This window comes from Pedobacter sp. JY14-1, from assembly GCF_029269825.1.
In the GTDB taxonomy this organism is placed as follows: domain Bacteria; phylum Bacteroidota; class Bacteroidia; order Sphingobacteriales; family Sphingobacteriaceae; genus Pedobacter.
In genome coordinates this window covers 92,585-104,527 of the sequence record NZ_JARJHU010000002.1, presented here as the reverse complement: position 1 = coordinate 104,527, position 11,943 = coordinate 92,585, and the positions used below count along the sequence as shown (strand labels likewise).

At 49.5% G+C, this 11,943-nt stretch carries 10 protein-coding genes, 1 tRNA gene and 1 riboswitch; of the genes, 7 read left to right on the top strand and 4 right to left on the bottom strand.

What is annotated here, in order from left to right; genetic code table 11:
* Positions 1-16: 16 nt before the first annotated feature.
* The 3 genes from P2W84_RS05510 (at position 17) to P2W84_RS05500 (ending at position 803) form a co-directional block, all read left to right on the top strand.
* Positions 17-87, top strand: a tRNA-Cys gene (locus P2W84_RS05510).
* A 29-nt stretch (positions 88-116) separates the two neighbouring features.
* The gene (locus tag P2W84_RS05505) at positions 117-293 is read left to right on the top strand and encodes a spore protein (RefSeq protein ID WP_276089117.1); all 177 of its coding nucleotides are present in this window, start codon (positions 117-119) and stop codon (positions 291-293) included.
* Positions 294-389: 96 nt separating this feature from the next.
* Positions 390-803, top strand: coding sequence for an EVE domain-containing protein (locus P2W84_RS05500; RefSeq protein WP_276089116.1), 414 nt, complete (start codon positions 390-392; stop codon positions 801-803).
* Between the two features lie 13 nt (positions 804-816).
* Here the strand turns inward: P2W84_RS05500 and P2W84_RS05495 are convergent, their stop codons facing one another.
* From P2W84_RS05495 to P2W84_RS05485, 3 genes are read right to left on the bottom strand one after another with little or no spacing between them, the layout of a single operon-like run.
* Complete coding sequence (locus tag P2W84_RS05495; RefSeq protein ID WP_276089115.1) at positions 817-1,335, bottom strand: acyl-CoA thioesterase; 519 nt, start codon at positions 1,333-1,335, stop codon at positions 817-819.
* Between the two features lie 7 nt (positions 1,336-1,342).
* Positions 1,343-2,689 (bottom strand): type IX secretion system plug protein domain-containing protein, encoded by a 1,347-nt coding sequence (locus tag P2W84_RS05490; protein ID WP_276089114.1) that lies wholly within the window; start codon positions 2,687-2,689, stop codon positions 1,343-1,345.
* Complete coding sequence (locus P2W84_RS05485; RefSeq protein WP_276089113.1) at positions 2,628-4,556, bottom strand: ABC-F family ATP-binding cassette domain-containing protein; 1,929 nt, start codon at positions 4,554-4,556, stop codon at positions 2,628-2,630. Before P2W84_RS05485 ends, P2W84_RS05490 begins: the two co-directional genes overlap by 62 nt.
* 39 nt (positions 4,557-4,595) lie before the next feature.
* Here P2W84_RS05485 and P2W84_RS05480 point away from each other — a divergent pair, with 39 nt between their 5' ends.
* The 4 genes from P2W84_RS05480 (at position 4,596) to P2W84_RS05465 (ending at position 10,430) form a co-directional block, all read left to right on the top strand.
* On the top strand, positions 4,596-5,627 hold the full coding sequence (locus P2W84_RS05480) for a quinone-dependent dihydroorotate dehydrogenase (RefSeq protein WP_276089112.1): 1,032 nt from the start codon (positions 4,596-4,598) through the stop codon (positions 5,625-5,627).
* Between the two features lie 47 nt (positions 5,628-5,674).
* A riboswitch (cobalamin riboswitch) is annotated at positions 5,675-5,880 on the top strand.
* A gap of 66 nt (positions 5,881-5,946) precedes the next feature.
* The gene (locus P2W84_RS05475) at positions 5,947-8,004 is read left to right on the top strand and encodes a TonB-dependent receptor (protein WP_276089111.1); all 2,058 of its coding nucleotides are present in this window, start codon (positions 5,947-5,949) and stop codon (positions 8,002-8,004) included.
* Entirely contained in the window at positions 8,001-9,140 is a 1,140-nt protein-coding gene (locus tag P2W84_RS05470; RefSeq protein WP_276089110.1) for a DUF5074 domain-containing protein, read from the top strand. Before P2W84_RS05475 ends, P2W84_RS05470 begins: the two co-directional genes overlap by 4 nt.
* 21 nt (positions 9,141-9,161) lie before the next feature.
* Entirely contained in the window at positions 9,162-10,430 is a 1,269-nt protein-coding gene (locus P2W84_RS05465; protein WP_276089109.1) for a hypothetical protein, read from the top strand.
* 2 nt (positions 10,431-10,432) lie between these two features.
* Here P2W84_RS05465 and P2W84_RS05460 read toward each other — a convergent pair whose 3' ends face one another.
* The gene (locus P2W84_RS05460; RefSeq protein ID WP_276089108.1) at positions 10,433-11,914 is read right to left on the bottom strand and encodes a family 43 glycosylhydrolase; all 1,482 of its coding nucleotides are present in this window, start codon (positions 11,912-11,914) and stop codon (positions 10,433-10,435) included.
* Positions 11,915-11,943 lie beyond the last annotated feature (29 nt).

Here is an 11,943-nt window from a genome sequence, read left to right as displayed (position 1 = left end):
GCCTGAATTTTAACAGGGTCGAATGGCCGAGTGGCTAGGCAGAGGTCTGCAAAACCTCCTACAGCGGTTCGAATCCGCTTTCGACCTCAAGGATTTAATACATTAAATTAAAAGACATGGCAGTTACCAGATTAAAAAGAAAAGACAGAAGGAACAAAACTTTTGCGAAGCAGGAAGTGAAACATTTGAAATTGGCAACCAACCTTGAGCTGGGCAGCCGCTCAAAGCAGTCTGCAAAAGATCAGCTGGCTAAAAACAATGCTGTTCTGGCTAAATTGACTGCTCAGGCATAGATCCTGTCATTAAAATACATAGCACGCCCCGGTACTCAGGTATCCGGGGCTTTTTTTATTCGGGATTCGCTATTTTTGCAGTAACTATCCACAAACATGAGTAACACGCAATACTGGCTCGTTAAGTCAGAGCCATTCAAATACAGCTGGGAAAAATTCAATAAAGACGGCCGCACCTTTTGGGATGGTGTGCGCAATTACCAGGCACGCAATAACCTACGGGACATGAAGGAAGGCGATCTCGTCTTATTTTATCATAGCAATGAAGGCAAGAATGTAGTGGGTATTGCTAAAGTCGTGAAGGAATTTTATCAGGACCCCACTACAGATGATCCGAACTGGGTTGTAGTGGATCTTGCGCCTGTAGAACCTTTAAAGAACCCGGTAAGCCTGGAGCAGATCAAAGCTGAGGAAAGCCTGAAGGACATTTCCCTGATACGCCAGGGAAGGCTTTCCGTAATGCCGCTCAAAGCTGCCGAATTCGACAAGATCCTGGAGATGGGCAGCTGACGGGGCGCGGGCCTCAGCTGCTAAACAAAGCCTTCAGTTCGAGCGCATCGTTTGGCAGCATTTTTCCACTGAGGATGAGCCTCAATTGTCTCCGCCTTAAGGCGCCGTCGTAAAGCTCGATTTCCTCAGGACTCTCCGGTTTCAGTTCCGGGACCGGTATGGTGCGGCCGCTCTGGTCCACGGCCACGAATGTATAGTAAGCTTCATTAGATTTTACCTTCGATCCTGAAGGTACATTTTGTGCCCAAACATCCAGCCGGACCTCACAGGAAGTATTAAAGGCACGTGTTACCCTGGCCTCGATCGTGATCACATCTCCCAGTTTCACGGGTTGTTTAAAGGATACGTTGTCCACAGATGCCGTCACCACAATGCGGTTACAATGCTTCTGCGCCGAGATCGCAGCGGCGATATCCATCCAGTGCAGCAACCGGCCACCCATCAGGTTATTCAGGGTGTTGGTATCGTTCGGCAATACCAGCTCATTCATTACAGTATAAGACTCCTGCGGGTGTTTTGCTTTCAAATTCATATCATCTTTATTTCTTCAGGGAATTCACTTGACCATAACCCGCAAGTTCTTCCCACCTGGAACCGGGGCGTTTATAATATACGAAAACCTGGTAATTGTTGCCTGTTTCAAAATGTGAGCCTTCGAAGGCGGTAAAATCCACTTTGCCAATCTGTTTGTCCAGCCAGACATATTTATAGTCATAAAGCCCCTGCTTAAGTTTGACCACTGCTGAGAACCGTTTGCGCGCAGGATCAAAATTCATTTTAGCGCGCTCATCCAGTACGTAATTATTAAACCGGCCCACTACAAAGGCGTCCCCGGAAGCAGACGGAGGCACGGCATCCAGGCTGAATGTAACATTGGCGTAATCGCTTTCCGTGGCATCATCACGCCCGTCCTGGTTCCGGATGAAAAAACTTCCATCCTCATCTATCACGTTACTGTAACGATCGCGGGAAGTGTTCGGATCGTCGAAAAGTATCACGCTTAAACCCGTATCCCTGACGATATCCCGTACGTTCTGGGCTTTGTAACGCACACTGCGGATGTCAAACTTCCGGAATTCACTCCCTCCGGGAAAATCATTACTGTTCATTTCGTTATAAACCAGCGAACCCTGCTTCACAAACTGAGGCCGCGTGTTCAATACCGCAGTCTGCGGATCGCCGTTCTGCATGACCACGACCTTCACATCCAGCGATGGATTGGCAATTGGTGCCTGATGGAACAAGGTAAAATTTACCTTCTGATTACTGAAACGCAAAGCTACCTGCTGACTGGCTACTACATCCGCTACTACACTGACCGCATGATCTGCAACATAGAAACGTTGCGAAATCACGGGTTTCTGCTGGTTTCCTTCTTCATACACCTTCAGCAGGTAATTCCCCGAAATCTTAGGTTTCACCTGTGCATTGGGCAATGTCAGTTCATAGTGCGTATACTTCTGCAAGGTTCCGAAAGAATATTTAAAATCATTGATCCGGTCTTCAGGCATGCCTTCAAGATAATCGAGTACAGACAGCCTTGAAGATTTCCAGTCATAAGTACAATGTTCAATTGTATACCAGTATACCTTACTGCCCCCCTCCAGGTCATCAAAGGAAAACCGCAGCTGTTCATCGGACTTGAGCGCAATGACCGGCATTGACTGCTCGTTCCGGACATTATAGCACTGCACCGTCTGTATCGAAGCCCTGTAGGCCCGGTTCTCATACTGAAAATCTGCCTGTCTGGCAACGGCGGCATGACTCAGCAACCCGATCAGGGTGCATATCCATTTTAATTTCAGACAGACCGCTTTCCTCATGTTATTGCGCTTCCAGTTCCATAATTTCACCGGCCAGGCCTTCCCAGTCCTTCTGTGCCGCATCCAGCTGCGTCTTAGCTGTATTGTATTTCTTATTTGCTTCTGCCAGCTTCTGTGCATCGGCATAAATATTTTCGTCAGCCAGCAGCATCTCCATCTCCTTCAGGTTCGCCTCAAAACCGGCAATATCCGTCTCGATCTTCTTCAGCTGCTCATTTAGTTTCTTGAGTTGCTGCTGGGGATTCTGTCCGGAAGCGGCCGATACCGGGGCTGGCTTTTCCTCTTTCTTTACTTGTTTATCCGGTCTCACCGGAATGGAAGAGGACCTGGCAGGCGGACGCTTCGCTGCCCATTCCTCGTATTCAGCATAAGTACCCGGATATTCCTTGATCTTCTGGTCCTCAATGAACCATATCTTGTTCGCTACGTTGTCCAGGAAGTAACGGTCGTGCGACACCGTAATGAAAGTTCCCTCATATTGTTGCAAAGCCTGGATCAGGATATTCACCGACTGGATATCCAGGTGGTTGGTCGGTTCGTCCAGAATCAGGAAGTTGGAATCCGTGGTCAGCGACTTGGCAAGTGCCACGCGCGATTTCTCGCCCCCGGAAAGTACCCTGATCTTCTTGAACACATCATCTCCCGTAAACAGAAAACAGCCTAAGATGCCCCTGAGTTCTGTATCTGTATGCTTTGGCGCAAAAGCCTGCAATTCCTCAAGTATGGAATTGTCCAGGTGCAGCGACTCCAGCTGGTGCTGTGCAAAGAAAGTCTGCGTCACGTTATGGCCCGTCACACAGGTACCCGAAAAGTCCTCAGTCCCGGCAATGATCCGCAGCAAAGTAGACTTACCCTTACCATTGGCACCGATCAGCGCAATCTTATCGCCCTTCTCGATCACACCTTCCGCATCCTTTAGGATATCCACGTTCGGATAGCTTTTGCTCGCCGACTCGATCCGGATCACGTGCCTTCCCGAAGGCTTGGTAAACTTAAACTGGAAATTCACTGTCGGGTTATCGTCATCTACATCATCCACACGTTCCATACGGTCAAGCGCCTTCATCCTCGACTGTGCCATCTTCGCTTTGGAAGCCTTTGCCTTAAACCTTTCGATCAGACGCTCCTCCTGCTTGATCTTGGCCTGCTGGTTTTTAAATTCTCCCCGCTGGATCTCTTCCCGCAATGCCTTCTCTTCCAGATAGAAACTGTAATTTCCGGCATAAACCGTCAGCTTGCCCTTCCTGGACTCCACCGTCTTGTTCACGATCTTATCCAGGAAATAGCGGTCATGCGATACGATCACGATTGCCCCTTCAAAACCGGACAGATAAGTTTCCAGCCATTTAATGGAAGGAAGGTCCATGTGGTTGGTCGGTTCGTCCAGCAGCAGGATGTCCGGTGTCTGCAAGAGTATCTTTGCCAGCATGACACGCATCCTCCAGCCTCCTGAAAAAGTATTCAGCGGGCGCTGCTGGTCTTCAGTGCTGAAACCCAGACCTGCAAGGATCTCATGCGCACGGTATTCGATATTGTATCCGTCCAGCGCTTCGAACTCCTGCTGCTTGTCACTCAGCTTGTTCAGTACTTCTTCCGAATAATCCGTCTCAATTTTCTTCAGCAGCACCTCGATCTCGTCATGCAACTGGTTCTGCCGTTCAAAGGCTTCCATTGCGACATGCAGGATACTGTGGTGAGAATCATAAGAAAGCAGGTCCTGGTTCAGATAACCGATCTTCAGGTCCTTTGACATGGAAACCGTACCCGAGGTAGGCGCATATTCCCCTACGATGATCTTCAGCAGTGTAGATTTGCCGGTGCCGTTTGCGCCGATCAGTCCTGCCCGGTCACCCGGTTTGATGTGCCAGTTCGCCTCATCATACAAAGCCCTTGCACCAATAAGAAAAGTTAAGTCGTTTATTGAAATCATTTGGGCTCAAAAATACGTTTTTTTCCTATCTTCGCGCTCATGTACCGTCTGATTAAGCCTATATTCTTCCAGTTTGAACCTGAAAAAGTGCATCACTTTGTGGTCAGGCGACTGAAATGGTTCCACGAGTACTTTCCGATGGGCAGCCGTATCCTCAGGAGCTGCTACGGGGTAAACATAAGTGGCCTGGAAAAAGAAGTTTTCGGCATCAGGTTTCCTAATCCTGTCGGTCTGGCAGCAGGCTTCGATAAAAACGGCGAGTACATAGAAGCACTCAGTGACCTGGGTTTCGGGTTTATTGAAGTCGGTACGGTCACTCCCCTGCCTCAGCCGGGCAATGACAAACCCCGTATGTTCCGTCTGCCTGCAGACAGTGCCCTGATCAACCGGATGGGTTTCAATAACAAAGGGGTGGACACACTTGCCGAGCGTCTGCGGTTGCTCAAATCCAGAAACAAGCGTATTGTTGTCGGCGGCAACATCGGCAAAAACAAGAATACACCAAACGAAGATGCAACAAGTGATTATATCAAGTGTTTTGATGCATTGTTTGATGTGGTGGATTATTTTGTGGTCAACGTGAGCTCACCCAACACCCCGGGCCTCCGCGCACTTCAGGAAAAAGCGCCTTTGATGGAATTACTGCACACTTTGCAGCAGCGGAACCATAAAAATGGCATATCCAGGCCTATTCTGCTTAAAATTGCCCCGGACCTTACTCATGAACAACTGGACGATATTGTGGAGATCGTGCTCCAGACCAGGATTGCCGGTGTGATCGCAACTAATACCACTATTGACCGTAACGGGCTTTATTCTTCCCCCAAACTTAAGGAAGAAACCGGTGGGTTAAGCGGCAAACCACTCACCCAGCGTTCTACCGAAGTCATCAGGTACCTTTCCGAAAAATCCGGCAAAGCCTTTCCGATCATTGGTGTCGGCGGGATCCATTCTGCAAAAGACGCTCGCGACAAGCTTGCCGCAGGCGCCTCGCTGGTACAAATCTATACCGGGTTCATTTATGAAGGTCCCGGATTGGTACGCGAGATCTGCAAGGGTCTGTCTGACTAACTCATTCCCGCCCTTAACGAAACCTGCTATCCTTAAGATATATTTCTTATTTTTGCACCGCATCAGGTTCCTGACATCAGTTCACAATGTCAGGATTAAAAGGGAATCAGGTGAAAATCCTGAACAGGCCCGCTACTGTAAGTTCTGTAACGACACTTTGATATCTTCATGCCACTGTTTTTGTGAATAAGAACGGGAAGGCCGTCAAAAGTGAGAACAAGTCAGGAGACCTGCCTATGCAACTGTTTTAAAGCTTTCGCGGTCGGAGCTTTGAATATAACTTGGACTGAAACCCATATAGATGCATATTTCAGGCGCTTTGAAAACGTTATCCACTACGTTTTTGGTACTTACCGGCCATTACCTGTACGGACAGCAGCCCGGGCACGATACCCTGCGTCTGGATTCGGCACGCGTCAGGACCTTACAGAACGTGACGATCTCTGCCCCGGAATATAAAGAAGTCATCCCCTCCCAGAAACTCTCCGGCGACCAGTTAAAAAACCTGAACAGCTTTTCCGTGGCCGATGCCATAAGGTACTTTGCAGGTGTCCAGGTGAAGGACTACGGCGGTATAGGGGGATTAAAAACCGTAGACATGCGCAGTATGGGTACCAACCACATGGGCGTATTTTATGATGGCATCCAGCTGGGCAATGCCCAGAACGGACAGATAGACCTCGGGAAATTCTCTATGGACAATATGGAGTCCATCTCCCTCTACAATGGGCAGAAAAGCGATATTTTCCAGCCGGCGAAAGATTACGGATCTTCGGGCACGATCTACCTGCGCAGCCGGAAGCCGGTATTTGATTCACAGAAGACCACGAATTTTAAGGGAGTGCTCAAAACGGGCTCATTTGACCTGATCGATCCTTCGGTACTTATTGAACACCGGTTGTCCAAAAGCCTCAGCTATTCTTTCAGCAGCGAATACATTTATGCTTCCGGCCGTTATCCCTTCCGCTACAGGCGGGTATTACCCGGGACGAAGACCGTTGCCTATGACACCACCGCGATCAGGGAAAATGGCGACATTCATGCACTGCGGCTGGAAAGCGGCGTGTACGGAAACATCAGGCATGGCTTCTGGCAGGCTAAAGCCTACTTCTATGATTCAGAAAAAGGTATACCCGGTGCTGTCGTCAATAATGTCTGGAGAAATCCGCAAAGACAATGGGACCGTAATTTTTTCCTGCAGGGTTCTTTTCAGAAAAACAGCGTCAATGGTCACGGCGTCCAGGTCAATGCAAAGTATGCCAGCGATGAGATGCGTTACCTGAGCCCCGGCCCGGATGAACTGCATATAGACAACAGCTTTCATCAGCAGGAATGGTATACTTCGGTAGCCAATAAGTACAGCCTGTCCAGAGCGATTGATGTCGATCTTTCAACAGATCTGCAATACAACTCCCTTGCTTCCAATCTGGAAGGGTTTATATACCCCAGGCGGCTTACCGCGCTCATTGCGCTGGCGGGTGCTGCACAGCTGGGGAAATTCAAGATGCAGGCCAGCCTGCTGGGCACCTTCGTGAACGAAGGCGTAAAACGGGGCCTTACGGCCACGGGTGAAGCAGCGGTGGCCGCCCCCGCCAAACATGAGTTTACGCCCGCTATTTTTTTATCGTACCGGCCGTTTGAGCAAAATGACTTCAGCCTGAGGGCGTTTTATAAAGATATTTTCAGGATGCCTACCTTCAATGACCTTTATTATACGGATGTCGGTAATATCAGGCTGGAGCCGGAGTATACACGTCAATACAACCTGGGTTTCACCTATCGTAAAAACCGGAAAGGCGCTGTACTGAGTGAGTGGCAGCTACAGACCGATGCCTACTATAACCAGGTTACCAATAAGATCGTAGCCGTTCCCAGGGGCAGCGGCATGTACCGATGGATGATGATGAACCTGGGTTATGCAGAGATAAGGGGCATCGACGCGGTTTCCGATTTCGCTTTCTCCTTACCCGGCAACCTGCAGCTGAACGTGAGGGCCTCCTACACTTACCAGAAGGCGCAGGACTTTTCCAGACGGCAAAACCCTTTGCTGGAAGGATTGAGTTATGGCGGTCAGATCCCGCACATTCCCTGGCATAGCGGCTCGCTGATCTCAGGTATCCGGTACAGGTCATGGCAATTGAACTACAGCTACATTTATATCGGACAACGGTATGATAACTCCGCCAATATTGCTGAGAATTACCAGCAACCCTGGTATACCCATGACCTGTCCGCGTCAAAAGCGATACGGCTTAAAGGATACCGCGTTAAAATTTCAGGTGAGGTCAACAACCTGATGAACCAGGATTACGAGGTAGTATTGAATTATCCCATGCCTAAGCGAAATTATAAACTGATTTTATCTGTTGAGCTATGAGAAAACTACACCTGATCCTGCTGGTTCTCCTCGCGGTATCCTGCCGCAAAGATGTAGAGCTCTTTAAAACCGGCGAAACTGTCGTAGATAAGCCCGCCGATGACGGCTTTTCCGGCTTTTACCTCCTTAACGAAGGCAGTATGGGCAGCAATAAGAGTACACTGGACTATTATGACTTTTCCAGGGGTGTCTATCAGCGGAATATCTATGGCATGGTAAACCCGGCTGTTCCGAAAGAACTGGGTGATGCAGGAAATGACCTCGCCATTTACGGCGGCAGGCTTTACGCGGTGATCAATGTCTCGAACAAGGTAGAGGTCATGGAGGCAAGGACCGCCAGACGCATTGGGCAGATAGAGATCCCCAACTGCCGTTACATCAAGTTCGATAAGGGATTCGCTTACGTTACTTCCTATGCGGGGCCTGTTGAGGTCAACCCGGACTATACCCAGAAAGGCTATGTGGCTAAAATAGATACCGCTACGCTGAAAGTGGTAGACCAGTGTGTGGTCGGATATCAGCCTGATTGCCTGGAGATCGTCGACGGAAAGATTTACGTAGTGAATTCAGGTGGCTACATGGGCGGGGGAAGTACAAACAAGTATGAACGAACAGTTTCGGTGATCGACCTGGCTACGTTCAGGGAGGAAAAAAAGATCGACGTAGCCTACAACCTGCACCATATCAGGGCGGACAAGCGGGGCGGCCTCTGGGTGACTTCACGAGGTGACTACAAGGCTTCACCATCACGCCTGTATTTCATAGACAAGACGCTGCAAAAGGTAACAGATACCCTACCCGTAGCGGTGAGCAATTATTACCTCGACGATGACCTGTTGTACCTCTACAGTACCGAATGGAGTTATGTAACCTATTCCAATGTCATCACCTATGGGATCGTCGATACAAAAACGCACCAGGTCATATCCCGCGTATTGATCACCGATGGGACCGATAAACAGATAGAAATACCCTATGGAATCATGGTACATCCTGTCACCAAAGACATCTATATCACTGAAGCGGGCAACTATGTTTCGCCCGGCTTACTCTACTGCTTTAATAAAGAAGGCAAAAAGAAGTGGGTCGTTCGCACGGGTGATGTTCCCGGTCATTTTGCCCTGTTACCAAAATAACTTATTAATCAACCATTTTGCATGAATAACCGATATCTATTTCTTCTCTATCTTGGCTGTGCCGCGCTGCTGATCTGCAGTTGCAAAAAAAACGCTGAAACTTCAAACCCAGCACCGGTAACCTACAGCCAGGTCACCACCAATACGATTTTGAAATTGGAGGCACCTCAGAAATTTGCGGATAAGGATGTATTAAAATGGGAGATGATATCAGCCCCTTCCGAATTATACCGGCTGACTTCCGGTACATCGTCCGCTGCTTTTTTTACCGCCGTGAACGCGGGGACTTACCAGTTAAAAGTCTCTTCGGGCGATTTGGCAGATACGCTGCTGGTTACTGTACAACAACGGGCAAGGGCCGCTGCTGGCTTTACCGCAAAGGTCTTCGACTATATGCCCGCCCCCGGACAGTTCGTTAACGAGATGCCCAAATATCATCCAGGCGATACTTATGAAACCATGCTTGCCAAAGCAGACCAGGAACTCGTCGGAGAAGACGCCGGTATGGTCACGTTGGGGAGCTGGGGAGGTTATGTGGTCCTGGGTTTTGACCATACCATCGTCAATGTTGCGGGCAGGCGCGATTTTCGCATTTATGGAAATACCTTTGGTACTCCTGTCGGCCCCTCAAACGCGCCGTTTGGCGGAAGCAGCGAACCGGGAATCGTTATGGTGGCCTGGGACAAGAATAAAAACGGAAAACCCGATGCGGACGAATGGTACGAGATCAGGGGCAGCGCGAGCTTCTCTGCTGAGGGAGAATCCTGGTACAGTACTGCAGTGGCCAACAATGATGTCCGTACTTTCCGTAATTACGAAATGACCTATCAGCGCCCGGTAACCGAAACACCGGCAGGCACTCCCGAAAACAACGTCAGCATCAGCAATTATATCCGGTGGACAGACAACCAGGGGCAAACAGGTTACAAAGCCAAAAATGTTTTCCATGCACAGAGTTATTATCCCGCCTGGGTGAAAGACGACAAGATCGTTTTTAACGGCGTCAGGCTTGCGAACAATGGCCTCGAAGAAAACGGCCAGGGCACCTACTATGTGCGTTATGCATTCAGGTACGGTTACGTGGACAATTATCCAAACGCTCATGACAATTCCGGCATTGACATCGACTGGGCCATTGACAAGAACGGCAATCCGGTAACACTCCCCGGTATCGACTTTGTGAAGGTCTATAGCGGGGTCAGTCAGGAAAACGGCTGGCTTGGCGAAACCTCAACGGAAGTCGGCCGTGGTGAAGACCTGCACCTGCTGGGTGTAAAAATTGAAAACTAAGCTTATTTCAACGTAAAACTGTCAAAGCTTGCTTTCTTGTCCTTTTCGCCAATGGCGATCATACCCACACGCAGTGCCCGGTCCCATGGCGGCAGGAAGCTGCCGTCTGCCGCTTCGGCACTGATCTTTCTGTAAGCACCTTTGTCCGGGGCATAGTAAAAGGTAAAGCTGGCATTCCGGCTGGCCTCCAGCCTAAATCTTAAAGGAAATTGCGTTGCAACACCCGGCAGCGTCTTCAAAACCGTAACCTCGCCATTCCTTACCGATTTCAGTACGATATCTGTGCCCTTTACCGCAGCGTAGACCAAATGCTTATCGTCACCGATGATCCCAATGCCCGCTTCCGCAGCAGAAGCCGATGTCAGCACGGTTTCTGCAGTATAACTATTATACAATACAGGTTGTGCTATATAAGCGCCTGAGATGTCAGGTAATGCGTCCAGCGTCAGCACCCCGCCAGCCAGCTGATACTTAACATCCTTGAAAATACTCCACTGCCAGTCCAGCCCAAGCTCACTTCCTGAAAAATTATCGGATTTAGTGGTGCGCTTTACAGCTACCGGCGCATCCTTTTTAAAGCTGATCCAACCATCTTTGGTAAACTCCAGTTCCTGGAGGAGGCCCTGTCTACCGGCAAAAACACTTTCCGCAGCACTGTAGCCGTGGTACAGGAAATAGTACTTACCGTCTTTCTGCACTACCGTACCATGTCCGGGGCAAGTCCATTCAGCTGTACTGGCCAAAACCGGGTTCTGCGCATACTTCTCCCACGGCCCCAGCAAATCCTTGCTCCTGGCAACTCCCGTTCCATAGTTACATTTGGTTCCGCAGCAGGCCGCAGCCGCATAGACCGCATAATAATATTCCCCATGTCTGACCATCGAAACACCTTCTACCAGGCCGTTCTCCCAAGGCTGGTCACCCCTGAAAAGCTCCTTCTTCTCTCCGATCAGCCCGGTACGGTCTTCCTTCATCTCCATCGCCCAGATCGGGGTCGGCTTGCGCACGCTGTTGCCGTCTTCCTTCCAGATCATGTACAGTTTGCCATTTTTGTCCCGCATCGGAAAAGCATCAATAGAACCGTCTTCCTGGCACATCAGCGGACCCAGGTCTGTGTATTCCCCGTCCGGCCGGTCGGCTACGGCCGCACCGATACAAAGGTTGCCGTTCTTCTTGTGTGCAGTATAATAGATGTATACCTTGCCATTGTCATAAGTGATCTCCGGAGCCCAGAAATAGTAGTCGGCCCATTCAGGACGCTGTTTAAAAACCACGCTCTTTTTTGTCCAGTGCTTCAGGTCCTTACTCTGATAAACAGGAAAGGCCGGGAACCAGTTGGATGTGGTGGCAGTGGCCCAGAAGCTGTCACCGATCTTAACGACAGAAGGGTCAGGATGGTCGCCGGGCAAAACAAGTTGCTGGGCCTTCAGGAAGCACGGGGAAAACAGGAAAAAGAAAAAGATAACGGTCTTCAATAATTTCATTGGTTACTGGTTTTAGGTTGCCTAAAATA

Excerpts from the sequence above, each read along its gene's own strand:
- P2W84_RS05505 (WP_276089117.1), top strand. The coding sequence starts at position 117 with ATGGCAGTTACCAGATTAAAAAGAAAAGACAGAAGGAACAAAACTTTT.
- P2W84_RS05495 (WP_276089115.1), bottom strand. The coding sequence starts at position 1,335 with ATGAATTTGAAAGCAAAACACCCGCAGGAGTCTTATACTGTAATGAAT.
- P2W84_RS05470 (WP_276089110.1), top strand. The coding sequence starts at position 8,001 with ATGAGAAAACTACACCTGATCCTGCTGGTTCTCCTCGCGGTATCCTGC.
- P2W84_RS05460 (WP_276089108.1), bottom strand. The coding sequence starts at position 11,914 with ATGAAATTATTGAAGACCGTTATCTTTTTCTTTTTCCTGTTTTCCCCG.
- P2W84_RS05500 (WP_276089116.1), top strand. The coding sequence starts at position 390 with ATGAGTAACACGCAATACTGGCTCGTTAAGTCAGAGCCATTCAAATAC.
- P2W84_RS05485 (WP_276089113.1), bottom strand. The coding sequence starts at position 4,556 with ATGATTTCAATAAACGACTTAACTTTTCTTATTGGTGCAAGGGCTTTG.
- P2W84_RS05490 (WP_276089114.1), bottom strand. The coding sequence starts at position 2,689 with ATGCGGCACAGAAGGACTGGGAAGGCCTGGCCGGTGAAATTATGGAAC.
- P2W84_RS05480 (WP_276089112.1), top strand. The coding sequence starts at position 4,596 with ATGTACCGTCTGATTAAGCCTATATTCTTCCAGTTTGAACCTGAAAAA.
- P2W84_RS05465 (WP_276089109.1), top strand. The coding sequence starts at position 9,162 with ATGAATAACCGATATCTATTTCTTCTCTATCTTGGCTGTGCCGCGCTG.